General features: G+C 66.4%; 25 protein-coding genes and 1 riboswitch. Of the genes, 24 read left to right on the forward strand and 1 reads right to left on the reverse strand.

From position 1 onward, the window contains the following. Window positions 1-5 precede the first annotated feature (5 nt). The 5 genes from AAFN88_RS11775 (at window position 6) to AAFN88_RS11795 (ending at window position 5,470) form a co-directional block, all read left to right on the forward strand. The gene (locus AAFN88_RS11775; protein WP_347520504.1) at window positions 6-941 is read left to right on the forward strand and encodes a hydroxyacid dehydrogenase; all 936 of its coding nucleotides are present in this window, start codon (window positions 6-8) and stop codon (window positions 939-941) included. Continuing rightward, a complete protein-coding gene (locus tag AAFN88_RS11780; RefSeq protein ID WP_347520505.1) occupies window positions 938-1,960 on the forward strand; it encodes an Ldh family oxidoreductase in 1,023 nt (340 codons plus the stop codon). The genes AAFN88_RS11775 and AAFN88_RS11780 overlap by 4 nt, the downstream gene beginning before the upstream one ends. 325 nt (window positions 1,961-2,285) lie before the next feature. Beyond that, entirely contained in the window at window positions 2,286-4,379 is a 2,094-nt protein-coding gene (locus AAFN88_RS11785) for a CHASE2 domain-containing protein (RefSeq protein WP_347520506.1), read from the forward strand. A gap of 3 nt (window positions 4,380-4,382) precedes the next feature. Beyond that, window positions 4,383-4,874 (forward strand): FecR domain-containing protein, encoded by a 492-nt coding sequence (locus AAFN88_RS11790; protein ID WP_347520507.1) that lies wholly within the window; start codon window positions 4,383-4,385, stop codon window positions 4,872-4,874. Window positions 4,875-4,876: 2 nt separating this feature from the next. Beyond that, on the forward strand, window positions 4,877-5,470 hold the full coding sequence (locus tag AAFN88_RS11795) for an OmpA family protein (RefSeq protein ID WP_347520508.1): 594 nt from the start codon (window positions 4,877-4,879) through the stop codon (window positions 5,468-5,470). 13 nt (window positions 5,471-5,483) lie between these two features. On the opposite strand, the gene AAFN88_RS11800 is transcribed toward AAFN88_RS11795, so the two are convergent. Continuing rightward, on the reverse strand, window positions 5,484-6,755 hold the full coding sequence (locus AAFN88_RS11800; RefSeq protein WP_347520509.1) for a serine protease: 1,272 nt from the start codon (window positions 6,753-6,755) through the stop codon (window positions 5,484-5,486). A 345-nt stretch (window positions 6,756-7,100) separates the two neighbouring features. Here AAFN88_RS11800 and AAFN88_RS11805 point away from each other — a divergent pair, with 345 nt between their 5' ends. The 19 genes from AAFN88_RS11805 to tenA all read left to right on the forward strand — a co-directional run bounded on the left by AAFN88_RS11805 (window position 7,101) and on the right by tenA (window position 24,639). After that, entirely contained in the window at window positions 7,101-8,294 is a 1,194-nt protein-coding gene (locus tag AAFN88_RS11805; protein ID WP_347520510.1) for an MHYT domain-containing protein, read from the forward strand. 255 nt (window positions 8,295-8,549) lie between these two features. Beyond that, window positions 8,550-9,416 carry a xanthine dehydrogenase family protein subunit M gene (locus AAFN88_RS11810; protein ID WP_347520511.1) on the forward strand — a complete coding sequence of 289 codons (867 nt, stop codon included), beginning with the start codon at window positions 8,550-8,552 and terminating at the stop codon, window positions 9,414-9,416. A 32-nt stretch (window positions 9,417-9,448) separates the two neighbouring features. Then, window positions 9,449-9,946, forward strand: a complete 498-nt coding sequence (locus AAFN88_RS11815) for a (2Fe-2S)-binding protein (protein ID WP_347520512.1) — start codon at window positions 9,449-9,451, stop codon at window positions 9,944-9,946. Then, a complete protein-coding gene (locus tag AAFN88_RS11820; RefSeq protein ID WP_347520513.1) occupies window positions 9,943-12,378 on the forward strand; it encodes an aerobic carbon-monoxide dehydrogenase large subunit in 2,436 nt (811 codons plus the stop codon). The genes AAFN88_RS11815 and AAFN88_RS11820 overlap by 4 nt, the downstream gene beginning before the upstream one ends. An 85-nt stretch (window positions 12,379-12,463) precedes the next feature. Continuing rightward, complete coding sequence (locus AAFN88_RS11825; RefSeq protein WP_347520514.1) at window positions 12,464-13,339, forward strand: MoxR family ATPase; 876 nt, start codon at window positions 12,464-12,466, stop codon at window positions 13,337-13,339. After that, window positions 13,339-14,556 carry a VWA domain-containing protein gene (locus tag AAFN88_RS11830; protein ID WP_347520515.1) on the forward strand — a complete coding sequence of 406 codons (1,218 nt, stop codon included), beginning with the start codon at window positions 13,339-13,341 and terminating at the stop codon, window positions 14,554-14,556. The genes AAFN88_RS11825 and AAFN88_RS11830 overlap by 1 nt, the downstream gene beginning before the upstream one ends. 2 nt (window positions 14,557-14,558) lie before the next feature. Further along, a complete protein-coding gene (locus tag AAFN88_RS11835) occupies window positions 14,559-15,416 on the forward strand; it encodes an XdhC/CoxI family protein (protein ID WP_347520516.1) in 858 nt (285 codons plus the stop codon). Between the two features lie 97 nt (window positions 15,417-15,513). Further along, window positions 15,514-16,119: a carbon monoxide dehydrogenase subunit G gene (locus AAFN88_RS11840; protein ID WP_347520517.1), complete on the forward strand. Its 606-nt coding sequence runs from the start codon at window positions 15,514-15,516 to the stop codon at window positions 16,117-16,119. A 109-nt stretch (window positions 16,120-16,228) separates the two neighbouring features. Next, a complete protein-coding gene (locus AAFN88_RS11845) occupies window positions 16,229-16,963 on the forward strand; it encodes a hypothetical protein (RefSeq protein ID WP_347520518.1) in 735 nt (244 codons plus the stop codon). A 60-nt stretch (window positions 16,964-17,023) separates the two neighbouring features. After that, window positions 17,024-17,575 carry a hypothetical protein gene (locus tag AAFN88_RS11850; RefSeq protein ID WP_347520519.1) on the forward strand — a complete coding sequence of 184 codons (552 nt, stop codon included), beginning with the start codon at window positions 17,024-17,026 and terminating at the stop codon, window positions 17,573-17,575. A 40-nt stretch (window positions 17,576-17,615) separates the two neighbouring features. Next, window positions 17,616-18,167 carry a hypothetical protein gene (locus AAFN88_RS11855; RefSeq protein ID WP_347520520.1) on the forward strand — a complete coding sequence of 184 codons (552 nt, stop codon included), beginning with the start codon at window positions 17,616-17,618 and terminating at the stop codon, window positions 18,165-18,167. 211 nt (window positions 18,168-18,378) lie between these two features. Next, window positions 18,379-19,059 (forward strand): helix-turn-helix domain-containing protein, encoded by a 681-nt coding sequence (locus AAFN88_RS11860; protein ID WP_347520521.1) that lies wholly within the window; start codon window positions 18,379-18,381, stop codon window positions 19,057-19,059. A gap of 132 nt (window positions 19,060-19,191) precedes the next feature. Continuing rightward, a riboswitch (TPP riboswitch) is annotated at window positions 19,192-19,293 on the forward strand. A 56-nt stretch (window positions 19,294-19,349) separates the two neighbouring features. Continuing rightward, window positions 19,350-20,180 carry a bifunctional hydroxymethylpyrimidine kinase/phosphomethylpyrimidine kinase gene (gene thiD, locus AAFN88_RS11865; RefSeq protein WP_347520522.1) on the forward strand — a complete coding sequence of 277 codons (831 nt, stop codon included), beginning with the start codon at window positions 19,350-19,352 and terminating at the stop codon, window positions 20,178-20,180. A 4-nt stretch (window positions 20,181-20,184) separates the two neighbouring features. Continuing rightward, complete coding sequence (gene thiO, locus AAFN88_RS11870; protein WP_347520523.1) at window positions 20,185-21,204, forward strand: glycine oxidase ThiO; 1,020 nt, start codon at window positions 20,185-20,187, stop codon at window positions 21,202-21,204. Beyond that, the gene (gene thiS / locus AAFN88_RS11875; protein ID WP_347520524.1) at window positions 21,173-21,370 is read left to right on the forward strand and encodes a sulfur carrier protein ThiS; all 198 of its coding nucleotides are present in this window, start codon (window positions 21,173-21,175) and stop codon (window positions 21,368-21,370) included. The genes thiO and thiS overlap by 32 nt, the downstream gene beginning before the upstream one ends. Window positions 21,371-21,373: 3 nt before the next feature. Next, a complete protein-coding gene (locus AAFN88_RS11880) occupies window positions 21,374-22,147 on the forward strand; it encodes a thiazole synthase (RefSeq protein WP_347520525.1) in 774 nt (257 codons plus the stop codon). A gap of 175 nt (window positions 22,148-22,322) precedes the next feature. Beyond that, on the forward strand, window positions 22,323-22,943 hold the full coding sequence (locus AAFN88_RS11885) for a thiamine phosphate synthase (protein ID WP_347520526.1): 621 nt from the start codon (window positions 22,323-22,325) through the stop codon (window positions 22,941-22,943). After that, window positions 22,940-23,905 (forward strand): ABC transporter substrate-binding protein, encoded by a 966-nt coding sequence (locus tag AAFN88_RS11890; protein WP_347520527.1) that lies wholly within the window; start codon window positions 22,940-22,942, stop codon window positions 23,903-23,905. The genes AAFN88_RS11885 and AAFN88_RS11890 overlap by 4 nt, the downstream gene beginning before the upstream one ends. After that, complete coding sequence (gene tenA, locus AAFN88_RS11895; RefSeq protein WP_347520528.1) at window positions 23,902-24,639, forward strand: thiaminase II; 738 nt, start codon at window positions 23,902-23,904, stop codon at window positions 24,637-24,639. The genes AAFN88_RS11890 and tenA overlap by 4 nt, the downstream gene beginning before the upstream one ends. The last annotated feature ends 148 nt before the right edge of the window (window positions 24,640-24,787 follow it).

Raw genomic sequence — 24,787 nt, forward strand, 5'->3', positions numbered from 1 at the left:
CTTCGTTGTCCGATATCGTAATTTCCGAGTTCATGGACGCCGACGCGGTCGAGGGGCTGAGCAAGGATTTCGACCTGCTGTACGATCCGGAACTGGTCGACCGGCCGGACGACTTGCGGGCGGCGGTCGCCGGGGCCCGCGCACTGATCGTGCGCAACCGCACGCGGGTCACCGGAGAGGTGTTGGCGGCGGCCCCCAATCTGGTTTGTGTCGGGCGCCTGGGCGTCGGGCTGGACAACATCGACCTGGAGGCCTGCACGTCGCGCGGCGTGGCGGTCTTGCCGGCGACCGGCGCCAACGACCAGGCGGTGGCGGAGTACGTCATTGCCGCGGCGCTGCTGTTGCTGCGCGGCGCTTATCACGCGGGCGCCGACATGCTGTCCGGGGCTTGGCCGCGGCAGGCCCTGATGGGGCGTGAAGTGGCGGGCAAGACCCTGGGCCTGGTCGGTTGCGGCGGTATCGCCCGCCAGGTCGCGGTCCGGGCGCGGGCCTTGGGCATGGCGGTTGCCGCCGTCGACCCCTTCGTGGCCGAGGCTGATCCGGCCTGGCAGGAGATTACCCGTCATGAGACCTTGGAGAGCCTGCTGCCGGCGGTCGATGTGCTGAGCCTGCACGTGCCCCTGACCGAGGATACGCGCGGACTCGTCGGCGCTGCGGCGCTGCGGCGGATGCGGCCGGGCGCGGTGGTCGTCAACACCTCGCGGGGCGGCGTCGTCGACGAGGCGGCATTGGCCGCGAGCCTGAAGTCCGGGCACCTGGGCGGCGCGGCGCTTGACGTTTTCGAAGAGGAACCGCTAGGCGCGGAGGCCGCGTCGGTCTTCGCCGGCCTGTCCAACCTGATCCTGACGCCGCACATCGCCGGCGTTACCGTTGAAGCCAATGTTCGCGTCAGCGCCTTGACCGCCCGGCAGGTGCGCGCGGCACTCGAGGAGACAGCATGACCGCCCGCAGTGACCGAAGCAGTATACTTCTGAGCCTCGCCGAGGCCCATGACCTGGTCGCGCGGGCCCTGATGGCGGCCGGCACCTCGGTACTGAACGCCGAGTCCGTGGCCGCCGCCCTGGTCGCGGCAGAGGCGGACGGCCAGCGCGGCCACGGCCTGTCCCGCGTCGCCGCCTATGCCGGGCAGGCCAAGAGCGGCAAGGTCGACGGCAAGGCCGAGCCGGAGGTCGAATGGGTCTCAGACTGCGCGATCCGCATCGACGCCGGCGCCGGCTTCGCCTTCCCGGCGCTGGACAAGGCGCGCGCCGGGTTGGAGGCGATGGCCCGGGAGACCTGTATCGCCGTGGCGGGGGTCTATCATTCGCATCACTTCGGCCAGGCCGGCTATCACGTCGAGCGTCTGGCCGAGAAGGGGCTGGTGGCGTTGATGGTCGGCAACTCGCCGCAGGCCATGGCGCCCTGGGGCGGCAGTCACGGTGTCTTCGGCACCAACCCTATCGCCTTCGCCGCGCCGCGGCGCAGCGAGGCGCCGCTGGTCATCGACCTGTCGCTCTCCAAGGTGGCCCGCGGCAAGGTCATGGCTGCGGCCAAGAACGGGGAGACGATCCCCGAAGGCTGGGCCCTGGACCCCCAGGGTAAGCCCACCACCGACCCGGACGCCGCGTTGGCGGGCACCATGATTCCCATGGGGGATGCCAAGGGCGCGGCCCTGGCGATGATGGTCGAGATACTCTCGGCCAGCCTTATCGGCGCCAATCATGCCTTCGAGGCCAGTTCATTCTTCAGCGCCGAGGGACCGCCGCCGGGTGTGGGGCAGTTCCTGCTGGCGATCGACCCGGCGCCGCTGTCAGGCGGCACTTTCGCCGACCGCCTGGAGGTGCTGGTCGCCGCGGTGGAGGGGCAGGCGGGAGCACGCCTACCCGGCAGCCGCCGCCTCGCCAGCCGGGCCGCGGCGATCCGTGAGGGGGTCCAGGTGCCGTCGGTTCTGGTGGATGAAATCCGGGCTTTGGCCGGCTGACCCTACCCCCCTAGAGAAAAAGAGATCCTCGGCCGTTGCGCGTTAACCCACGAAAAGGTTGAATTTCCTTCTAAATATTCCGCGTAACGCAAAATACCCGGCATTCGATCTAATCAACTCGTTGAAATCCTCTCCCGGAGCCATGCTATCCTTTGGGTTGCAGTGAGCGCCGCCGGAGGCTGCGTGCGCGCTGGGCGGGGCTGTACGAAAGCGGCTTTGAGCACCCGGGTTTTCAGGTGTTGCGGGAAATTTTCCTGTGCAACGGCGCTGCTGACATTGTTTTCCGCCTTCGCTGGCCCTTGGCTGGATCGGGAGCTGTCGGTCAATGAGACCCTTGAGACTGTCGGCAGGTGCGGCCGGGTGGGTCAAACGGGGCATCGTTTGGCTGGCGCTCTGCGCGGTGGTCTTGCTGCGGTTCGCCGATCCCGAGCCCTTGCCCACCTTTCGCAACGCCTTCTTCGATTTTGCACAGGGTTTGATTCCGGCGGATCCGGCCGCCTCGCAGCCGCCGCTCACCATCGTCGACATTGACGAAGCCAGTTTGGCCGCCGTCGGTCAATGGCCGTGGCCGCGCGACACCCTCGGCGATCTGGTGAGTGCCATCGGCGCCCACCGCCCGCGTGTGCTCGGAATCAATATCATTTTCCCGGAGCCGGATCGCCTGTCGCCGGAGAACCTGCTGCAGCGCTTTCCCATGGACGCACCGCTGCGCGAGAGCTTGGCGGAGTTGCCGTCCAACGATGCGGTCTTCGCCTTCAGCCTCAACCAAGTGCCGGCGGTGTTGGGGGCGGCGGTGACGGAGGGCGCCGCGTCGCCCAGCAGCGTCTCGGAATTGAGCGCCCCGGTCCTGCTGCGCCTCGGCCAGCAGGGTGCCGCGGAGATTCGCCGCTACCCCGGATTGCTCCGCAATCTGCCGATCCTGGAGCAGGCGAGCCAGGGGATTGGCGTGGTAAGCTTGGAGTACTCCGGCGACGGTGTGGTGCGCCGTATGCCGATCGTCATGCTGGTCGGGGATTCCGTGGTTCCCAGCTTCGCGGTCGAGGTGGTGCGCGTGGCCAAGCAGGTGCCCGCTATCTCCGTGGAGATCGAAGGCCCGGGAATATCCAGCGTCACTCTGGGCGATCTGGTCATCCGCACGGCGTTTTCCGGCGAGGTCTGGCTGCATGAGGTGCGTTTGGAGGCCATCGACCGCGTGTCGGCGGTGACGCTGCTGCGCGGTGAGGCGGATGCGTCCCGGCTGGAAGGGCGCGTCGTCCTGCTGGGCGCCACCGGCAGCGGACTTTCGCACGGCTTCGTCACTCCCAGCGGTGCGGCGATGGCGGCCATCGATGTGCAGGCGGCCTTCGTTCAAAACCTGCTGTCGGACTCCTATCTGCTGCGCCCGCCGTTTATCGCGTTCTGGGAGACATCGCTGACGGCGGCCTTGTTTCTTGGGTTCCTCGCCGCAGTCGGGCGGCTGCCGGGCTACGTCAGTCTGCTGTCGCTGGCCGCGGTGCTGATGCTGTTGTTCGGCGGAGCCTTGTACGCGTTTGACCGGCATGGCCTGCTTGTCGATCCGACATATCCCTTCTTTATCTTTGCCATGACCTATGTGGTCATGACCGCTCTCGGCATGGTCGAAGCGCAGCGCCAGCGCCGGCGCAGCGAGCAGGAGCGGGAAATGGCGCTGATCCTTGCGGAAGCCGCCAACCGGTCCAAGACCAGCTTCCTGGCCAACATGAGCCACGAGCTGCGCACGCCGCTGAATGCCATTCTCGGTTTCTCGGAAATGATGAAGCGGGAGATCCTTGGGCCGGTCTCGCCGCCCAAATACCGCGACTACGTCCAGGACATTCACCACATGGGCATGCATCTGCTGTCGCTGGTGAACGACATCCTGGAGATGTCGAAAGTGGAGGCGGGCGAGAGTCAACTCAGCGAGAGCGAGTTTCAGGTGGGCGAAGTGGTCGATGACGGCATCCGCACCGTGTCTGCGGCCTTCCGCGATCACAGTACGACCATCGTGCTCGACCACCAATCGGTCTTGCCGAGCCTCTGCGCCGATCGGCGGATGTTCACCCAGATGGTGTTGAACCTTATGTCGAACGCCGTCAAGTACACGCCGAAGAGTGGGCGTGTCCGGGTGGTTGGCGTCTTGGCGGAGAACGGCTGCTTCCGCCTTTCGGTCTCCGACACCGGGATCGGCATGACCGATCAGGAAGTTGTTGAAGCCTTCGAGCCCTTCCGCCGGGTCGATCATGCCCTGGCGTCAAACTTCGAAGGTATCGGATTAGGATTGCCCCTGACCAAGGCGATGGTCGAAATGCACGGCGGCAAGCTGGAGATCGCCAGCATCAGCAACCACGGCACCACGGCGACCTTGGTGTTCCCGGCCGAACGGGTGCGTGGCCCATCTGAACGACAGAGGGAAAGGGCGTAAGTCATGGACAGCGAGACATACATCGACCACCGAAGGGTGGCGTTCGCCAGGGCGGGGGCGGCGGCTCTGCTCTGCATCGCCATCCTTCTTGGCGGGGCAGGGCGCGCGCAGGCACAGCAGGACCAGGTTGCGCTGGTAAAGGTCGTCGACGGCCAGGCCTTCGCGCTCCGCGCCGACCAGCGTAGCGAGTTGGGCATCGGTGCGCCGATCTTCGTTCAGGACGTGGTGGAGACCGAAGCCGGCTCTATCGGCCTGACCTTCAAGGACGGTTCGCGGATCTCCATAGGGCCCAATTCCCGCGTCCAGTTCACGCAATTCGATTTCACGCCAACCGAGGGGCGGTTAGCCTTCATCATCGATATCTTCCGCGGCACGCTGCATTACATTTCGGGCGTCATCGCCAAGCTGTCGCCGGATGCGGTTCAGGTGCGCACTCCGGTCGCCACCGTCGCGGTGCGCGGGACGCGCTTCCTGGTCGAAGTGGAGGGAGACTGACCATGTTGAAATTTCTGATGATCCCGCTGCTGTTGATCGGCCTGGCCGCCTGCGCCGGCGGCAACCGCTTCGTCCTGCTGGAGGAGGAGGACGGCAGCACCGGCGCCATTACCGTGCGGAACGAGGCCGGCTCCCGGACCGTCAGCGAGGCGGGCACCGTCACGCAGGTTGCCAGCGCCCAAGCGGCGCCCTCCGAGCCGGAGGCGATCAGCCAGGAAGAAATCGACAAGACTTGGGGAGCGACACTGCAGGCCAATCCGCTGAAGCCGCGCAGCTTCCTGATCTACTTCATCACCGGTACGGATATCCTGACCGAGCAGTCGCGTCGGCAGTTGCCGGATATCCTGGACAGCATCAAGGAATACCCGGCGCCCGAGGTCGCCATCATCGGCCATACCGACACCGTGGGCTCGGCGGCACGCAACGCCCAGTTGGCGCGCGACCGCGCCGCGGCGATCCGCGACGTGCTGATCGGCGAAGGGCTCGACCGCAACCTGATCGAGGTCGATTCCCACGGTGAGAGCAACCTGCTGGTGGCGACGCCCAACGACACCGACGAGCCGCGCAACCGCCGCGTCGAGGTGACGGTGCGGTAAGGGCGAGATCCCTCTAGGAGGATGGTGCTCCGTTGTGGATGGCGATGTCGAAGGCGGCCAATGCTCGGTCAATTGGGATAAAGAAGTTGATTCCCTGGGAGACAACTCCCCCAATCATGATTCCTGAGACTGCGATGCCGACAACATTGCCCTGCTCATCGAGAAGCGGCCCCCCAGAGTTTCCCGGATTGACATCTGCGTCGCTTTGAACATAGTCCAGGCCGCCCTCGATGCGGTAGGCGCTAACAATTCCCTGCCGTAGGCTACCGCTAAAATCCTCGCTGAGCGGTGCCCCATAGGAATACACGTTAGCCCCAACGTTCAGGCGCTCCGTACGCAGGGAAAGAGGCCTGCGGGTCGCGCTAACAAGTTCAATTAGCGCGACGTCCCGATAGTTGTTGCGGCTGACTACCTGTCCTTCAACTTCTGAGCCGTCGCCAAAGATGATGCGTACTTCTTTAGCGCCGCCAACAACATGCTGGTTAGTCAGCATGAACCGGGGAGTGATCATGAAGCCCGTTCCATGGCCGGTCGCGGATCTGACAACTCCTACGCTCTGGCTCAAGTGATTCGCATCGAAGCCCGTACCGGAATCAAGTGCCAGGCTCGCGAGCGTGAGCGAGCTTTTGCTGACCTCTGCGACAACGGGCGCTTCGACTTCGCCATGCCTGACGAGGGAATGGAACTTGCTCTGGGCCAAGAGGTTCCGCACTGAGATCGCAAAAGCTTCGTCCATCGTGATGGAGTCGCCGTTGGTTGTAGCCTCCTCCGTTTCCGCGGACCCTTCCGTAGGGATCTTCATGACGACCTCGCGGCGAAGGGTATCGTAAATCTGCCATTCAATGTTCATGTAGATCGAGGCGCTGGCAGTACTGAAGTTGCCATAGCCGGCCTGTGGAAAGCAGATGTTGGTTTCGATTTCTTTGATCGGCCCGGCAATGAAATAGTTGGCGCGGTTGATCTCCGGGTCGCCGAACAGTTCGTCGGGATCTCCAACGACTTCGTAGTTTGCGCTTTCAAGCTCCTCGCGGAAGATGTCGTTGAAGCGCTCTACGTCGAGAGAGTAGCGTCCGCTGCGAGGCATGTAGTCGTCGTGCTTGATGCACGCCAAGCCTGCACCGACGCTGCCAATGGGGGCGTTCCGCGGTACTCTGAGAACGATCTTCTTGAATGCGATCGGTTTGGGCTCTTCAAAAGTCGGCACTGCAATTGGCTGCAGCAATTCCGCTTTCTTGCTCGTCGTTGCTACGCATCCAGATACGAACGAAGCTACGATGACAATCACAGCAGCTTCCTTGAGCCCCCTCATTCCTCCCATTGACCATCTCCTAGATTTCCGAAATAAATTCAACCTGAGATATGGTTATATGTTAATGTAATCAATCTGAAATGGTGTTTGGCTGTGGCCGTTGGCTTGTTCGATACTGATCGTGGAGGCGGAACAGCGACCAGCCCAAACGGCTGATATCAGGCTCAGGCAACGCCCGCCGACGCCATGGCCCTGGGGCGGGGTTTTGATCTAGAATGGCGCTGCATGGCGTCTGAACGGCGGCCCTGAAGGGTTGCGCCGCGCGCTTTGTCCCGGGCCCCGACAAGAGGGCCGGTGAAGGGGAGGAGATGCGAGGAAGCGGTGCCCGTCACCTATGATCCCGCCATCATTGCCCTGTCGGTGGTGATCGCCGTCCAGGGCGGCTACGTCAGCCTGATGCTGGCGCGGCGGCTGGCCAGCCTCGGGCTGGGGCCGGACGGCTGGGCCACGGCCGGGCGACGCAAGGCGCTGCTTGCGGCCTCGGCCCTGGCGCTGGGCATCGGCATCTGGGCCATGCACTTCATCGGCATGTTGGCGGTGAAGCTGCCGGTGGCGGTGACCTACGACCTGCTGTGGACCCTGGTTTCGGCCCTGGTTTGCATCCTGGTGGTCGGCCTCGGCGTTTTCGTCGCCTCCTTCGGGCGCCTGACCCCCAAGCGCCTGGCCGGGGCCGGGCTGCTGATGGGCGCTGGCATCGCCATGATGCACTACGTCGGCATGTCGGCCCTGCGCGCCAACTGCATCGTCAGCTATTCGCCGGCCCTGGTGGCGGCCAGCTTCGCGGTGGCTGTCGCGGCCTCCGGCCTCGCCCTCTGGCTGGCTTTCTCGCCGACCCACAAGCCGCACCTCATGGCCGGCGCCGCCTGCATGGGCCTCGCCATCTCCGGCATGCACTACACCGGTATGGCGGCGGCCGCCTTTCTGCCTGCCGAGGATCTGGTGGCGATCTCGGCACCGGTCCTGAGCCTCGATCTCCTGGCCATCGTGGTGGCGGTCACGGCCTTCGTCATCTGCGGGCTGTTCCTGCTGGTGCTGCTGCCCGATGGGCTGGACCGGAGGACCGGCCTGGCGGAGGCTGGGCTGGCGGAAGATGGGACGGCGAAGGAAGAGACGGCCGATCCGGAGCCGGCGCGCGCCGCCACGGAGGAGAACAGGCCGTCGGAGGCGCCCGAGCCTGCTCCGCCGCCGGCGCGCATCCCGGTGAACGGCAACGGTGCCACCCGCCTGCTGACCCCGCAGGAGATCTACGCGGTTCATGCGGACGCGCACTATACCTACGTCTTCGACGGCCAGGAGACGCATTTCTGCAATCTCTCGATCTCCGAGATCGAAGCCCGCCTCGATCCGCAGACGTTCCTGCGCGTCCACCGCAGCCACATCGTCAACGTGTCCCACGCCGGGGCCCTGAGGCGGGTGCGCGACCAGGGTCTGCTGGAACTGGACTCGGCCAAGCGCCACCAAGTGCCGGTGAGCCGTAGCCGCCTGCCCAAGCTGAGAGCCGCCCTGGGACTCTAGGCCTAATCTCCCCGGGGCGGCGAATTTCGGAAGAAAACCCGAGGATTTCAGCGGGAATCGCCGTTCGTGCAGTTTGAGCCGCCATTCGTGCGGAGAGCGCCGGTTTCGTGCAGCGGACGTTGACCGCTTTTCACGCCCTGTGGCCCGATCTTTTCCAATGAAGATGTCCCCGCCGCGACTGCTGGCGGCGGATCGAAAACGAGCGGTGCCGGTGACGAGAAGGCCGCCGCAACTGGGAAAGGGAGGAGCCGACCCGTGATTCCGGGATCTTTCAGCTATCACAGCCCCGCGACGGTCGAGGAGGCCGTGGGCCTGCTTGCCGAACTGGGGGACGACGCCCGTCCGCTGGCGGGCGGCCACAGCCTGTTGCCGATGATGAAGCTGCGCCTGGCGCCGCTGGAGCATCTGGTGGACCTGCGCAAGATCGACGCCCTGAAAGGCATCGAGGAGGCGGACGGGGCCCTGGTCATCGGTGCCATGACCACACAGGCCGATTTGCTGGCCTCCGGCCTCGTCGCCGGGCACTGCCCGATCATCCAGGAAACAGCGGCCCTCATCGCCGACCCGCAGGTGCGCTACGTCGGCACCTTGGGCGGCAACGTGGCCAACGGCGACCCGGCCAACGACATGCCGGGCGTCATGCAATGCCTGGACGCCAGCTACCTGCTGACAGGCAAGGGCGGCAGCCGCGAGGTCAAGGCGCGCGACTTCTACGAAGGCGCCTTCTTCACCGCCCTGCAGGAGGGCGAGATCCTGACCGCCGTGAAGGTGCCGGTCCCGCCGGCCGGCCACGGCTATGCCTACGAGAAGCTGAAGCGCAAGATCGGCGACTACGCCACCGCCGCCGCGGCGGTCGTGCTGACCATGGCCGGCGGAACCTGCAAGTCCGCCTCCATCGCGCTGACCAACGTCGGCGAGACGCCGCTCTACGCCGCCGAGGCTTCCGCCGTCCTGGTGGGCAGCAGCCTCAACAAGGCGGCGGTGGACCAGGCTGTGAGCCTGGCCGAGGGGATCACCGCGCCGGCCTCCGACGGCCGCGGGCCCGCCGAGTACCGCACCAAGATGGCGGGCGTGATGCTGCGCCGCGCCATCCAGCGCGCCCACGAACGCGCCACGGGCTGAGCCGGCCGGGACGGAAAAAGGAAGACCGAAAAATGTCGAAAACCCAGATTACCCTGAGCATCAACGGCCAGCAGGTGGAAGCGCTGGTCGAGCCGCGCACCCTGCTGATCCATTTCCTGCGCGAGCAGCAGATGCTCACCGGAGCCCACATCGGCTGCGAGACCACACATTGCGGCGCCTGCACCGTGGACATGGACGGCAAGTCGGTGAAGTCCTGCACCATCCTGGCCGTCCAGGCCGACGGCGCCGACGTCACCACGATCGAGGGCATGGCCGCTCCCGACGGCACGCTGCACGCCCTGCAGGAGGGTTTCGCCGAGATGCACGGCCTGCAGTGCGGCTTCTGCACCCCGGGCATGATCATGCGCGCCCACCGCCTGCTGCAGGAGAACCCCAACCCCAGCGATACCGAGATCCGCATGGGCATCTCCGGCAATCTCTGCCGCTGCACCGGCTATCAGAACATCGTCAAGGCGATCCGCTATGCGGCGGACAAGATGAATGCTGCCACGAAGGAGGCTGCGGAATGAGTGACGCCCCCCAAACGACCGCTGGCGAGAAGATCGAAGACCGCGAAGCCAACCTCGAGGGCATCGGCTGCTCGCGCAAGCGCACCGAGGACGTCCGCTTCATCCAGGGCAAGGGCAACTACGTCGACGACGTGAAGCTGCCGGGCATGTTGTTCGGCGACTTCGTGCGCTCGCCTTATGGTCACGCCCGCATCAAGTCCATCGATACTTCCAAGGCACTGGCGGTGCCGGGCGTGAAGGCGGTGTTGACCGCCGCCGACCTGAAGCCGCTCAGCCTGCACTACATGCCGACCCTGGCCGGCGACGTGCAGGCGGTGCTGGCCGAGGAGAAAGTGCTGTTCCAGAACCAGGAAGTCGCCTTCGTCGTCGCCGAGGACCGCTACATCGCCGCCGACGCGGCGGAACTGGTCGAGGTCGACTACGAGGAACTGCCGGTACTGGTCGATCCCTTCAAGTCCATGGAGCCCGACGCCCCCCTGCTGCGCGAGGACATCAAGGACAAGACCGAGGGCGCGCACGGCGCGCGCAAGCACTACAACCACATCTTCACCTGGGAAGTCGGTGACGAAGAGGCAACCGACGCGGCTTTCGAAACGGCCGAAGTCACCGTCAGCGAGCTGATCAGCTATCATCGCGTGCATCCCTCGCCGATGGAAACCTGCGCCAGCATCGCCTCCATGGACAAGATCAAAGGAGAGCTCACGGTCTACGGTACGTTCCAGGCGCCCCATGTGGTGCGCACCGTGGCCGCGCTGCTCTCTGGGATCCCCGAGCACAAGATCCGCGTCATTGCGCCGGATATCGGCGGCGGCTTCGGCAACAAGGTCGGCGTCTATCCCGGCTATGTCTGCTCCATCGTCGCCTCCATCGTGCTGGGGCTGCCGGTCAAGTGGGTCGAAGACCGCATCGAGAACCTCTCCGCCACGGCCTTCGCCCGCGACTATCACATGACCGCCGAGCTGGCGGCCACCAAGGACGGCAAGATCACGGGCCTGCGCGCCCACGTGCTGGCCGACCACGGAGCCTTCGACGCCTGCGCCGACCCGACCAAGTGGCCAGCCGGTTTCTTCAACATCTGCACCGGGTCCTACGATATCCCGACGGCGCATGTGGCGGTCGACGGGGTCTACACCAACAAGGCGCCGGGCGGCGTGGCCTACCGCTGCTCCTTCCGGGTGACGGAGGCCGCCTACATGGTCGAGCGGGCCATGGACATCCTGGCGCATAAGCTGGACATGGACCCGGTGGAGCTGCGGTTGAAGAACTTCATCCAGCCGCAGCAGTTCCCCTATCAGTCCTGTCTTGGATGGGAGTACGATAGCGGTGACTATCCTACGGCCATGAAAAAGGCCATGGAGAAGACGCACTACGACGCCCTGCGCGCCGAGCAGAAGGAAAGGCGCGAAGCCTTCGCCCGCGGCGAGACGCGCGAGCTGATGGGCATCGGCGTGGCTTTCTTCACCGAGATCGTCGGCGCCGGACCGACCCGCAATTGCGATATCCTGGGCGTCGGCATGTTCGATTCCTGCGAGATCCGCATTCATCCGACCGGCGCCGCCATCGCCCGTCTGGGCACAAAGAGCCAGGGGCAGGGGCACGAAACGACCTACGCCCAGATCCTGGCGACGGAAATAGGTATCCCTGCCGACGACATCATGATCGAGGAAGGAGATACCAACACCGCGCCTTATGGTCTGGGAACCTACGGGTCTCGCTCGACGCCGGTGGCCGGCGCCGCCGCCGCTCGGGTCGGCCGCAAGATCCGCGACAAGGCCAGGAAGATCGCCGCGCATCTACTGGAAGTGGGTGAGGACGACCTGGAGTTCGAGGTCGACCGCTTCAGGGTCAAGGGCCTGCCGGAGAAGCAGAAGACCATGAAGGAGATTGCCTGGGCGGCTTACAACAACCTGCCGGAAGGCATGGAGCCCGGCCTGGAAGCGGTGGATTACTACGATCCGCCGAACATGACCTATCCCTTCGGTGCCTATGTCTGCGTCGTCGATATCGATGCCGACACCGGTGTGACCAAGGTCCGCAAATTCTATGCCTTGGACGACTGCGGCACGCGGATCAATCCGATGATCATCGAGGGCCAGGTGCATGGTGGTCTGACGGAAGCCTTCGGCATCGCCATGGGCCAGGAGATCAAGTACGACGAAGCCGGCAACGTCATGGGCGCCAGTCTCATGGACTTCTTCGTGCCGACGGCGGTCGAGACGCCGGAATGGGAGACCGATTTCACGGTTACGCCTTCGCCGCATCACCCGATCGGCGCCAAAGGTGTGGGCGAGAGCCCCAACGTGGGCGGCGTGCCGGCTTTCTCCAATGCCGTGAACGATGCCTTTGCGCACCTCGGCGTGACCCATATCCAGATGCCCCACGACCATTGGCGCACCTGGAAAGTCTGCGAGAAGCTGGGCCTGACCGGTTAGGAACGGCCCCTTCCGTGGCCCCGGCGCGGCGGTTTCTCCGGGAGCCGCCGCGCCACCGCCTTACGTCTTACGGGGATGCTCGATCATGGAGCGCAATCAGTTAGCGGATCGCCTGGCCGATGTCGGCTATGTCGCCGACGGCCAGTTGGCCATGGCGTTATGGCTCATGGAAAGCTTGGAGCGGCCTCTGCTGCTGGAAGGGGCCGCTGGCGTCGGCAAGACCGAAGTCGCCAAGGCCCTGGCGCAGATTCACGACACCCGGCTGATCCGCTTGCAGTGCTATGAGGGCCTGGACGCCAATGCCGCGATCTACGAATGGAACTACCAGCGCCAGCTCCTCGCCATCAAAGCCCGCGAGGGGCGCGGCGAGAGCGCCGAAGCGGTAGAGAAGCACATCTTCTCCGAAGAATTCCTGCTGGAGCGCCCGCTGCTGGCGGCAATCCGCGAGGAAAAGCCGGCGGTGCTGCTGATCGACGAAATCGACCGGGCGGATGAAGAGTTCGAGGCCTTCCTGCTGGAGATCCTCTCCGACTACCAGATCTCCATCCCCGAGCTGGGAACCGTCACGGCACGGTCGATCCCCTTGGTGGTTCTGACCTCCAACGGCACGCGGGAGCTATCCGACGCGCTGCGCCGGCGTTGTCTCTACCACTTCGTCGACTATCCCAGCGAGGACAAGGAGGTGCGCATCCTGACCGCGCGCCTGCCGCAGGTCGACGTGACCTTGGCCCAGCAGATCGCCGCCTTCGTCGCCAAGGTGCGCAAGGAGGACCTGCGCAAGGTGCCGGGCGTTGCCGAGACCCTGGACTGGGCGGCGGCGCTGGTCGGCCTGGACGTGCGCGACCTGGCCGCCGAGCCGGAGGTGGTGCAGGACACGCTGCTGTGTTTGCTGAAGACCCAGGAGGACCGGCTGGCGCTGGCGCCGGAAGTGACCCAGCGGCTGCTCGGCAAGGTGGCTTGATGGCGGCTGAAGTCCTCAGCTCCGAACCGCTTCCACTTGCGGAGGTCACGCCGGTCGCCGGCGCGCAGCTGCGCCAGCGCATGGCGTCCTTCCTCAGTATTCTCCGCGACAACGGCTTTTTGGTCGGCCTGGAGGAAACCCAGGACTGCCTGCGCTTCGCTTCGGCGGCGGATATCGGCCGTCCTGCCGTTCTGCGCAGCGGCCTGCGCAGCATTGCCTGCACCCGCCAGGCGGACTGGGACCGCTTCGACGAGATCTTCGACGCCTATTGGCTCAAGCGCGGCATGAAGGGCGTGCTGCGTGTCGCAGGGACGCCGCCCAAGGGCCGGGGCGCGCGCAAGCTGTCGGAAGCGGGCGCGCCCGGCGGCAGCCTGGGGACGCCGGAGCAGACCTCGCGCGAGGGCGACGAGGCGGTCGGCAATCCCGCCGACCGGCAGGGCCGGCGCGAAGGGGCCTCGGCCTCGGAGGCCTTGGCGGAGGCCGACTTCCGCCACCTGATGACGGCGGACGAACTGCAGCGGGTCCACGAACTGGCCGACCGGCTGGCGCGGCGCATGCGCCACCGCCTCAGCCGCCGCGAGCGGCAGCGCCGGCGCGGCCGGCGGCTGGACCTGCGGCGCACCATCCACCGCAGCATCGGTCGTGGCGGCCTGCCCATCGACCTTGCCTGGCGCAGGCGGCGCTACAAGCCGCTGCGCCTCGTGGTGGTGCTCGACGCCTCCGGCTCCATGAGCCAGTACAGCACCTTCTTCCTGCGTTTCATCCACGGCGTGCTGGACCGCTTCAACGAGGCCGAGGCCTTTGTCTTCCACACCCGGCTGATCCATGTTTCTCCCGCCTTGAAGGAGCGCAACGCGACCAAGGCCGTGGAGCGGCTGTCGCTCATCGCCCAGGGCTGGTCCGGCGGCACCAAGATCGGCGAGAGCCTGGCGGCCTTCAACCGCCACCACGCCGCGCGCGTCGTACACGGGCGGACCGTCGTGATGATCGTCAGCGATGGCTACGATACCGGAACGCCGGACGTCCTGGGCCGCGAAATGGCGGCCCTGCGCCGGCGCAGCAAGCGCATCGTCTGGCTGAATCCGATGATCGGATGGGAAGGTTATGAGCCGACCGCCGGGGGTATGCAGGCGGCATTGCCTTACGTCGACCTTTTCGCTCCGGCGCACAACCTGAAGAGTCTCGAGGCGTTGGCGCCTTTCCTGGAGCAGGTGTGACCATGAGCGGCGACTACGGAGATCTGTTGGACCTGATGGCGCAGCTACGTGGCGCGGCGCGGCCTTACGCGCTGGCGACGGTGGTGCGCACGGTGGCCGCCACCTCGGCCAAGGCCGGAGCCAAGGCAGTGGTCACCGCTGACGGTGAGATCCATGGCTGGATCGGCGGCGGCTGCGCACGCGGCGCTGTGCGCCGCGCGGCTTTGCAGGCAATGAAAGACGGCGAGGCGCTTCTCATCTCCGTGCAGCCGCAGGAAGCCCTGGACGCCGGTGGCGTGGCCGCTGGGGAGTCGAGGGGCGGGGTGGAGTTCCACCGCAGCGCCTGCCCCAGCGGCGGCAGCCTGGACATCTTTGTCGAGCCCATGCTGCCGCGCCCCGTTCTGGTGGTTTGCGGCGCCTCGCCGGTGGCCTGCGCCATCGCCGAGCTTGCCGGACGCAGTGGCTTTGCTGTCACCGTGGCGGCGCTCGCGGAGGATCTGGACAGTCTGCCGGAGGCAGAACGGCGCATCACCGGCTTCGAGCTGCCGCCCGAGGCGGCTGGAGAGCGCTTCATCGTGGTGGCGACCCAAGGCAAGCGCGATGCCGTGGCGTTGCGCGCGGCACTTTCGACAGAGACGCCCTACGTCGCCTTCGTCGGCAGCCGGCGCAAGGCGGCGGCCTTGCTGGGCAAGCTACGGGTCGAGGGGCTGGCGGCGGACAAGGCGGCGCGCCTGCGCTCGCCTGCCGGCCTCGACATCGGCGCCATCACGCCCGAGGAGATCGCCTTGTCGATTGTCGCCGAGGTGGTGGAGCTGCGCCGCCGCGGCCGCCGGGAACATGGACAGGCGAATGACGCCGGCGGCAATCACGATGCCGCGTGATGCTATCAGAGGCCTGTGAGGCGCGGCCATGTGCATCTGCCATGTGCTGCCGTCGCAGGCTTTTCTTGAGACAAGAGACTTTGGAGTTGAACCGACTATGGACATGACCGGCAGCGAACGCATCGCCGCACCGCGCGAGAAGGTCTACGCGGCCCTCAACGATCCGGAAATCCTGAAAGCTTCGATCCCCGGCTGCGAATCGATCGAGAAGCTTTCGGACTGCGAGATGACGGCGACGGTGGTCACCAAGGTCGGGCCGGTGAAGGCCAGGTTCCAGGGCGCGGTCACGCTGTCGGACCTGGACCCGCCCAACGGCTACACCATCACCGGCGAAGGCAAAGGCGGGCCCGCCGGCTTTGCCAAGGGCGGGGCCAAGGTGCGTCTGGAAGAGGACGGCGAGGCGACGGTGCTGCACTACGAGGTGAAGGCCGATGTCGGCGGCAAGCTGGCGCAGCTCGGTTCACGCCTTGTCGACGGCACGGCGAAGAAGCTCTCCGGCGAGTTCTTTTCCCGCTTTGCCGGGATCGTCGCCGCCCCGGCGGCGGCGCCCGCCGCGGAACCGGCGGCCGCCGAGGCGGCTCTCGCGGCGGCCCGGGAGTTCCCGGGCGCGGCGGCGCGCGGCGCGGGCGGGTCGCGGCTGTGGATCTGGGGCCTGGCGGCGTTGGTCCTGCTACTCGGTGCCTATATCCTCTTCACTTCATAATTCAACGAAATCGATATATTGCGGTCGAATTGAACCCTCGGCCGGGGCTGGCCGACTAACCCTCCGTAATCCGCCGTTTCGATGGAAGGGCCAGTGGGAGGGCCGTACGATGGCAGAGGGTTTACTGGCGCGACTCTATGCGCTGCGCGCACTCGCGGTCTTTGCCGGCGCAGCGCTTGTTCTCGTTTCCTTGGCCAGCGGCGCCTGGGCGGAGGAGGCCCGGGCCGGCGACGGTGCCGTCCAGCCTGCCGGTGTCGCGGGCTCCAGCGGCCTGAAGCTCTCCCAGGAAAAGATCAGCCGCGAGATCGACGGCTGGCTGAACGTCATCGTCGACGAGGAGGGGCGCGTGACCCGCGTCCTGTCCGAGGGGCTGGTCTGGCGCCTGGAGATCAGCAGCCTCCGGCGTCTGGATCCGCAGAGCTATATCTTCTCCGTGCGCCCCGCCGGGATGGCGGCAGCGGATCAACCCTGCGGGCCGGGCGAAATCTGCCCCGCCGGCTATTCGGTGGCCGGCAGCAGCCGTTCGGTGGTCCTGGAGCCGCTGCGCGAGATGAAAGGCGCCGCCGGCCAGACCGTCTATCGCCAGACCGCGAAAGTGGCGCTGCCTTTCGGTCTGAGCTGGGTCGAGTTCTACGACGACTTCCAGATCGCGGTGGCCGCGGCCTGCCGTGATGCCCTCCTGGCCGAACGGGGCAGGGGGCGCAGTCTCGCCGGGCTGCGCGACGGCTACCTGGACCCGGAATTGACTTTCCCCCTGAAGGCCGCAGTCTTTACCGACGGGCGAATCGCCGAAACCGACCTGGCGGTTCATCTGCGGTGCTGGGGCAAGGGCTTGACGCGCTGACACCCCAAGAACAAGGCTGCCTGGGCGGCGGTGCCGTCCCCCTAATGAAGGACCGATCTGATGGTGCCCGCCTGGACTGTGACCCTCTCCTATATCGGCTATGCCGCCATGCTGGCGCTCGGCGCCATCTGCTGGCTATTGGTGCTCTTCGAGCACGTCGTTTACGGCCGCGTCGAGGCCGGCGAACTCGACCGGGGTTGGCTCGATTTCGCCCATTTTCTGATGCGCAATCTGCATTTCGCCCTGTGGACCGGCCTCGCCCTGGCTGTCGCGGCCTTCGTTCTTGCCGCCTTGCCGGCCAGCGACACGACACCGGCGGTATCTTCGCACAAGGCCTATCAGATGAAGTTCGGCGCCTTCGCTCTTTGCTTCCTGGGCCTGATTTCCCTGGCCCAGGTGCGCATGGGCGCCTTCGACGCCGACATCGCTTCCGTCGCCGTCTTCGCCTGGGCGCTGTGGGCAGTCTTCAGTGGCTGGCGCGCCTTCGTCGGGCCGGTGGCGGTGACGGGCCCCGCCGGCTGGTGGGTCTTGGCCATCGTTGACGGCCTTGCCGTCCTGGTCTTCGCCGGCCTGGCCATCCTCATCAAGATCCAGGGCTTCCGGATGTTCTGATCCGCCGCTCTGCTCCCGAGAAAAGGAAAGCAGCCTGCCGATGTCGACACCTTGGACCTTGATCTACGCCTATCTGGCCTATGGCCTTGCCGTTCTGCTCGCGGTCGTGAGTTGGCTGGGCGGCCGGCTACAGGGCGCGCTCTACGGCCGCGCCGGCGACGGGCGGCTGGACGAGATCTGGCTGGAGCTGGCGCACTGGCTGGCGCAGTATCTGCGCTTCTTCACCATCGCCGGCGGCGTTCTGACGCTTTGCGGCCTGATTTTGGCTGCGCTGTCCTCGGGTGAGCCCGCGGAAGTCACCGCCTCTCATAGAGGTTATCTGCTGCGCTTCGCAGCGATCGCGTTTGCCGCGCTCTGCCTCGGTTATGTCGGACAAGGGGATCTGAGCAAGTATTACCTCGATCTCGCCGCGGCCGTTCTCTGCGGCTGGGCGCTGTGGGTGATCGTTGCCGGGGCGCGGGCGTTGGCTGGCGGCGCCGCCGTCGCCGGGCCGGCCTTGTGGTGGCTGGGGCTGGTCGTCGTCCTGCTGCTTTTCGTCCGGCTGGTCGTGTTGCTGTTCTTCGTCAGTCCCGACAATCCGAACCAGTTCTAGAGCCCGTGAAAGCGGGGGTGCGGGCGTCCGCAGGGCACCAATGGGTCACGCCCGTGCCCGAGTGGACCGTCGAAACGCACGGATATCGCGCGGAATGCAGGCTTGCAGAGGGAGGGCTCCTGCTGCACGGTAGAGCCACACCACGAAAAGCAGGCGCGGCGGGACATGAAAGTCCTGTCAGGGCCAGGGAGCCACGGAAGGAATCCGCTTGGTGGCCAAGGGGGAATCCCAGCAGCGTTCGAAGCCGCGCAGCGGTAAGACCAGGCCGGCCGCGCGGCAGAGCGGGCGGACAACCGACTCGACCGCGCCCCAGGCTTCGGAGAGCCAGAGTATCGAGGAGGCCATCGGCGCCCAGGTGCGCGAGCTGCGTAAGCTGCAGGATATGACGGTGGCGGAGCTGGCGAGCCAGGCGGGTCTGTCGGCGGGCATGCTTTCAAAGGTCGAGAACGGTGGCATCTCGCCGTCCCTGGCGACACTGCAAAGCTTGGCGCAGGCGCTCAACGTACCGATGACGACCTTCTTTTCGGCTTTCGAGGAAAAGCGCGACGCCTATCACGTGCGTGCCGACGAAGGCTTGTCGATCGAGCGGCGCGGCACCAAAGTCGGCCATCAATATCAGCTGCTCGGCTCTTCGCTGGGCGGTGACGTCGCCTGCGAACCCTATCTCGTCACCATCACCGAGGACGCGGAGGCCTATCCGAGCTTTCGTCACGAAGGCCAGGAGTTCATTTACTTGCTCGAAGGCGAAGTGGGATACCGACACGGCGAGAAGATCTACTCCCTGACGCCGGGCGATTCGCTGTTTTTCGATGCGCGGGCGCCGCATGGCCCGGAGGAGCTTCGCCGTCTGCCGCTGCGCTTTCTTTCGATTATCGTCTTCTCGCGCGAGTAGGCGCCTGCAGTCGGGCGGCGCTGGCCGCGCCTCTTCGATCCGTCACGCTGATTGTCGCCGGCCCGCCGGACCGGGCTTTTCGCACCTGGCGCTTTGCACGCTTGAAACTTCTTCGATGAATTGTTATCTCCTGACTCACCGTTGGGGTGCTCGCAAGGGCTGAGAGGCGCAGGTCGCCAACCCAAGGAACCTGATCCGGGTAATGCCGGCGAAGGGAACGGGTCACGACATTTCCAGAAATAAGCCTGATCCGCTTTTCCCTTCTCCGGCCCGCGAGGAAGGAGAGCAAGGTGGCGAAAATCAGCGCGCGGAACGGCGAAAGCATTCCGATCGCCTTGACCGTGGCTGGCTCCGACAGCGGAGGCGGCGCCGGGATACAGGCCGATCTCAAGACATTTTCCGCTCTCGGCGTCTACGGCGCCAGCGCGATCACCGCGGTGACTGCGCAGAACACCCGCGCGGTCACGGCCGTGCATCCCCTCCCTGAAGATATCGTCGCCGCTCAGATCGACACGGTCTTCGACGACCTGCCGGTGAAGGCCGTGAAGGTCGGCATGCTGGGCGGACCGCCGGTCATCGAAAGCGTGGCCACCGGCCTGCGCGGCCGTGGCGCGCCCCTGGTGATCGATCCGGTCATGGTGGCGAAGTCGGGCGATGCCCTGCTGCCGGACTCGGCGGTCATCGCCCTGCGCCGCGACCTGCTGCCGCTGGCCGACGTGCTGACGCCGAACCTGCCGGAGGCGGCGCGCCTGCTGGAAGGGCCGCAGGCCGAGACGGAGGTCGAAGCGGAGGCGCAGGGGCGCCGGCTGCTGGCGTTGGGCCCCAAGGCGGTGCTGATGAAGGGCGGTCACGCCAGCGGCAAGGTCTGCGTCGACCTGCTGATCATGGCCGGCGGCGAGACACTGCGGCTGGAGGCGCCGCGGCGCGACACCCGAAATACCCACGGCACCGGCTGCACCCTGTCCTCGGCCATCGCCGCCGGCCTTGCCAAGGGCCGGGATCTGCCCGAGGCGGTGGAGGCGGCACACGCTTACCTGCAGGGCGCCATCGCGGCAGCCGATAGGCTTGACGTCGGGTCGGGGCACGGACCCGTGCACCATTTCCATGCGCTGTGGAGTTGACGCCATGAAAGCGACCGTCAAAGTCACGGTTCTGGGGGCCGGCGTGGCCGGCCTCACCTGCGCCACTGAATTGCAGAAGCGCGGAGCCGCCGTGACTGTGATCGACCGTGCACCGGGCCTGGGGCCTGGATCCTGCTCCTGGTGGGCGGGCGGCATGCTCGCCCCCTGGTGCGAGGGCGAAAGCGCCGAGGAGCCGGTGGTGCGCCTGGGCGGCAGGGCGGCGGACTGGTGGCAGGAGCATGCCGGCGGCGTGGTCCGCCAGGGGACTCTCGTCGTCGCACCGGGCAGGGACACCGGGGAGCTGCGGCGTTTCGCCCGCCGCACGGAGAACTTCACCGAGATGGATGCGCAAGCCATCGCGACGTTGGAGCCGGACCTCGCCGGGCGTTTCCGCCAGGGCCTCTTCTTCGCGGGCGAGGCGCATCTCGATCCCCGCGCCGCGATCGGGTCCCTGGCCCGGAAGCTGTGCGAGGGCGGTGGCGAGCTGAGGTTTTCGACCGAGGCCGAAGACGCGCCAAGAGGCGAGGTGGTGGTCGACTGCCGGGGGCTCGCGGCGCGCGAGGTCTTGCCCGAGCTGCGCGGCGTGCGCGGCGAGATGCTGATGCTGCGCTGCCGCGAGATGGAGATGTCGCGTACGGTGCGGTTGCTGCATCCGCGAATCCCGATCTACATCGTGCCGCGCGGCGAGGGACTTTACATGGTCGGCGCGACCATGATCGAGAGCGCCTCGCGCACTGCAGTGTCGGCGCGCTCCCTCGTCGAACTTCTGAATGCCGCCTACGCGCTGCATCCCGCTTTCGGAGAAGCGGAGGTGGTCGAGATCGGCGTCGATGCACGCCCGGCTTTTCCCGACAACCTGCCGCGGGTTTGGCGCGAAGGTGACCGTATCTTCGTTAATGGCCTCTACCGCCACGGCTTTTTGCTGGCGCCGGCCATGGCGCGGCGCGCCGCCGCCCTGGCCTATGGCGAATCCCTTAGCCCGGAGGACAAGGATGCAGATCGTCTTGAACGGCAAACCGCGTGAGGTGAAGCGCGACCGCCTCGACCGCCTGTTGGAGGAGCTTGGCTATAGAGACGCCACGGTGGCAACGGCGGTCAACGGCAACTTCGTGGCGCGGCCGGCGCGAGCGGCGATGCGGATCGAGGATGGCGACCGGGTCGAGGTCATCGCCCCGATGCAGGGAGGTTGAGGCATGACTGATTTCTATGGCGTGGATCTGGGGAACCGGCTGCTGCTGGGTACGGCAGGCTATCCTTCACCAGCGGTTCTGGCCGAAGCGGTCGGTGTTTCCGGCGCCGAGGTGGTTACGGTGTCGCTGCGGCGTGAATCGGCGGAACGGCGCGACGGGCATGATTTCTGGAAGCTAATCCAGGGGCTTGGCGTCAAGGTTTTGCCGAACACGGCGGGCTGCCACACGGTGAAGGAGGCGGTGACGACAGCCCATATGGCGCGTGAAGTCTTCGACACCCCCTGGATCAAGCTGGAGGTGATCGGCGAGGACGACAGCCTGCAGCCGGATCTCTTCGGACTGGTCGAGGCGGCGGCGATCCTGACGGAAGAGGGGTTCCAGGTCTTTCCCTATACCACCGAGGATCTGGTGGCCGCAGGGCGCCTGCTGGAAGCGGGCTGCGAGGTGCTGATGCCTTGGGGCGCGCCGATCGGCTCCGGTTTGGGCCTCAACAACCTCTATGGCTTGCGCAGCCTGCGCGCGCACTTCCCCGAGGTGCCGCTGGTGGTGGATGCGGGCATCGGCCTGCCGTCCCACGCGGCGGCGGCCATGGAACTGGGCTATGACGCGGTGCTGCTCAATACCGCCGTGGCCAAGGCCGGCGATCCCGCCGCCATGGCCGCCGCCTTCGCCCAGGCCATCGCGGCAGGCCGGACCGCGCGCGCCGCCGACCCCATGGAGCCGCGCGACATGGCGGCGCCCTCGACCCCCGTTATCGGCAAGGCGTTCCTGGGATGAAGGCTTTGGCAGTGACCGTGCTAACGGTGTCATCGACTCCGACTGTCGCCCTCGGGCTTGACCCGAGGGTCCAGGGGCGGCCGCCGAATCGCTCGCCCTGGATGCTCCGATCAAGTCCGAGCATGACGAGAGGAGTGGGTGGCAGTGGCGGTGCGATATACCGCGGGGACGGACAATGACCCTAGATCCCTTTTATCCCATTTTCGACAGCAGCGATTGGCTGCACTGGCTGCTGCCCTGCGGGGTGAAGTTGGTGCAGTTGCGCGTGAAGGACCGCAGCGAGGTCGAGACGCGGCGGGAAATCCGCACCGCGAAGGGGCTTTGCGACGCGGCGGGCTGCCAACTCGTCATCAACGATTACTGGCGGCTGGCCATCGACGAGGGCTGCGACTTCGTGCATCTGGGCCAGGAGGATCTGGACAGTGCCGACCTGACGGCGATCCGCCGCGCCGGTCTTCGCCTGGGCGTCAGTACTCACGACGACGCCGAGTTGGAGCGCGCCCTGGCCACCGGTCCCGATTACATCGCGCTGGGGCCCGTCTATCCGACCATCCTCAAAAAGATGAAGTGGGATCCGCAGGGCCTCGGGAAGGTCACGGATTGGAAGCGGCGCATCGGGGAGGTTCCGCTGGTCGCTATCGGCGGCCTGACCGTCGAGCGGGCGCCCGGCGTGCTGGCGGCCGGCGCCGACATCCTCTCCGTCGTCACCGATATCACCCTCAATGCCGAGCCCGAGGCCAGGACACGCGCTTGGGTCGAGGTAACGCACGAAAACGAACTGCAGGAATCCCGATGAAGACCTTGACGTCCTCCCTCGCTCTCACCCTGTCGCTGACTCTTTCCCTGCTGCTGCTGCCGCCAGCGCCCGCGGCGGCTGCGGACAAGCTGACCCTGGTGCTCGATTGGTTCGTGAACCCCGACCACGGTCCCATCGTCATCGCTCAGGAGAAGGGCTACTTCGCCGCCGAAGGCCTGGAGGTGGAGGTGGTCGCGCCGGCCGATCCCTCCGACCCGCCGAAGCTGGTGGCCGCGGGTAAGGCCGATCTTGCGGTCTCCTATCAGCCGCAGTTGCATCTGCAGGTTCACGAGGGCCTCTCCTTGATCCGGGTCGGCACCCTGGTGGCGACGCCGCTCAACTGTCTTCTGGTGTTGAAGGACGGGCCGGTGAAGTCCCTGGCCGACCTCAAAGGCCGCAAGATCGGCTTCTCCGTTGCCGGGGTGGAGGAGGCATTGCTGGGCGCCATGCTGGCGCCGCACGGCCTGGCCCTGGACGACGTCGAACTGGTCAACGTCAACTGGTCGCTGTCGCCCTCGCTGATGTCGCGGCAGGTGGACGCGGTGATCGGTGCCTTCCGCAATTTCGAACTGAACCAGCTGGCCATCGAAGACATCGAAGGACGCTGCTTCTTTCCCGAGGAGGAAGGCGTGCCGGCCTATGACGAGCTGATCTACGTGGCCAACCCGGAAACGATGGACCCGGCTGTCGTGCTGCGGTTCCTCGCGGCGACCGAGAAGGCGACGCAGTTCATCGTCAACCATCCGGAAGAGAGTTGGGAGATTTTCGCCGGTACTGCCAAGGAGTTGCAGGACGAACTGAACGCGCGCGCCTGGAAGGACACCCTGCCGCGCTTCGCGCTGAGGCCCGCGGCCCTCGATGTCGGCCGCTACGCCCGCTTCGAGGCCTTCCTGGCCGAGGCCGGACTGGTGCCCAGCGAGTACCCGGTGACGCGCATCGCTGTTCAGGTGTCGGTGCAATGACCGCGCCCGAGCCGCCGCGCACCTGCGGCCCGGACTACGGCTCCGAGGTCTTCTGCGGCTGGCGCCGCGCCGCGGCGGAGGACTGGCAGGCCTACACCCGGCACGACTTCGTGCGGCGGCTGGGCGACGGCACGCTGCCGCGCCGGGCTTTTCTCCACTATCTGGTGCAGGATTATGTCTTCCTGACCCACTTCGCCCGCGCCTGGGGGCTGGCGGTGGTCAAGGCCGGCGACCTGGAGGAGATGAAGGCGGCGGCCGCCACCGTCGACGCCCTGGTGAACCACGAGATGAAGCTGCACGTGGAGATCTGCGCGGGGGAAGGCATCCCGGAGAAGACGCTCTTTGCTGCGGAGGAGGAGATCGAGAACCTCGCCTACACCCGCTTCGTCATGGACCGCGGCCTGGCCGGCGACTTCCTCGACCTGCTGGCGGCCCTGGCGCCCTGCGTCCTGGGCTACGGCGAGATCGGCGCCTGGCTGGGCGACCTCGCCAGCCGCGGCGGCGCGCGCGACAAGGCCTACGCCGACTGGATCGACACCTACGCGGCCAGCGACTACCAGGCGCTGTGCCACGGCGTCGGCAAGCTGATCGACCATGCCGCGGCGGCGCGTCTCGGTGCCGCGCCCCAGACCGTGCCGCGCTGGAACGGCCTCTGCCGCACCTTCCGCACGGCCACGCGCCTGGAGGTCGGTTTCTGGGACATGGGGCTGAGGGGCGGGCGGGCGGCGGGATGACCCTTGGGATGCAATTACATCCTGCGTCCTTCGAGGCGCGGTCCTGCGGACCGCTCCTCAGAATGAGGTAGGTTGTCGATGGCAGAAAGAAAGCTCCTCATGGTGAGGGGCGCCGCAGGCGCATCTCGAGCCACGCACGAAGGAGTTC

The organism is Pelagibius sp. CAU 1746 (genome assembly GCF_039839785.1).
In the GTDB taxonomy this organism is placed as follows: Bacteria; Pseudomonadota; Alphaproteobacteria; order Kiloniellales; family Kiloniellaceae; genus Pelagibius.

What these genes read in the sequence shown, in the direction of transcription:
- AAFN88_RS11780 (WP_347520505.1), top strand. Translation starts at nt 938, where the DNA reads ATGACCGCCCGCAGTGACCGAAGCAGTATACTTCTGAGCCTCGCCGAG.
- AAFN88_RS11785 (WP_347520506.1), top strand. Translation starts at nt 2,286, where the DNA reads ATGAGACCCTTGAGACTGTCGGCAGGTGCGGCCGGGTGGGTCAAACGG.
- AAFN88_RS11790 (WP_347520507.1), top strand. Translation starts at nt 4,383, where the DNA reads ATGGACAGCGAGACATACATCGACCACCGAAGGGTGGCGTTCGCCAGG.
- AAFN88_RS11795 (WP_347520508.1), top strand. Translation starts at nt 4,877, where the DNA reads ATGTTGAAATTTCTGATGATCCCGCTGCTGTTGATCGGCCTGGCCGCC.
- AAFN88_RS11815 (WP_347520512.1), top strand. Translation starts at nt 9,449, where the DNA reads ATGTCGAAAACCCAGATTACCCTGAGCATCAACGGCCAGCAGGTGGAA.
- AAFN88_RS11820 (WP_347520513.1), top strand. Translation starts at nt 9,943, where the DNA reads ATGAGTGACGCCCCCCAAACGACCGCTGGCGAGAAGATCGAAGACCGC.
- AAFN88_RS11825 (WP_347520514.1), top strand. Translation starts at nt 12,464, where the DNA reads ATGGAGCGCAATCAGTTAGCGGATCGCCTGGCCGATGTCGGCTATGTC.
- AAFN88_RS11830 (WP_347520515.1), top strand. Translation starts at nt 13,339, where the DNA reads ATGGCGGCTGAAGTCCTCAGCTCCGAACCGCTTCCACTTGCGGAGGTC.
- AAFN88_RS11835 (WP_347520516.1), top strand. Translation starts at nt 14,559, where the DNA reads ATGAGCGGCGACTACGGAGATCTGTTGGACCTGATGGCGCAGCTACGT.
- AAFN88_RS11840 (WP_347520517.1), top strand. Translation starts at nt 15,514, where the DNA reads ATGGACATGACCGGCAGCGAACGCATCGCCGCACCGCGCGAGAAGGTC.
- AAFN88_RS11845 (WP_347520518.1), top strand. Translation starts at nt 16,229, where the DNA reads ATGGCAGAGGGTTTACTGGCGCGACTCTATGCGCTGCGCGCACTCGCG.
- AAFN88_RS11850 (WP_347520519.1), top strand. Translation starts at nt 17,024, where the DNA reads ATGGTGCCCGCCTGGACTGTGACCCTCTCCTATATCGGCTATGCCGCC.
- AAFN88_RS11855 (WP_347520520.1), top strand. Translation starts at nt 17,616, where the DNA reads ATGTCGACACCTTGGACCTTGATCTACGCCTATCTGGCCTATGGCCTT.
- thiO (WP_347520523.1), top strand. Translation starts at nt 20,185, where the DNA reads ATGAAAGCGACCGTCAAAGTCACGGTTCTGGGGGCCGGCGTGGCCGGC.
- thiS (WP_347520524.1), top strand. Translation starts at nt 21,173, where the DNA reads ATGCAGATCGTCTTGAACGGCAAACCGCGTGAGGTGAAGCGCGACCGC.
- AAFN88_RS11880 (WP_347520525.1), top strand. Translation starts at nt 21,374, where the DNA reads ATGACTGATTTCTATGGCGTGGATCTGGGGAACCGGCTGCTGCTGGGT.
- AAFN88_RS11885 (WP_347520526.1), top strand. Translation starts at nt 22,323, where the DNA reads ATGACCCTAGATCCCTTTTATCCCATTTTCGACAGCAGCGATTGGCTG.
- AAFN88_RS11890 (WP_347520527.1), top strand. Translation starts at nt 22,940, where the DNA reads ATGAAGACCTTGACGTCCTCCCTCGCTCTCACCCTGTCGCTGACTCTT.
- tenA (WP_347520528.1), top strand. Translation starts at nt 23,902, where the DNA reads ATGACCGCGCCCGAGCCGCCGCGCACCTGCGGCCCGGACTACGGCTCC.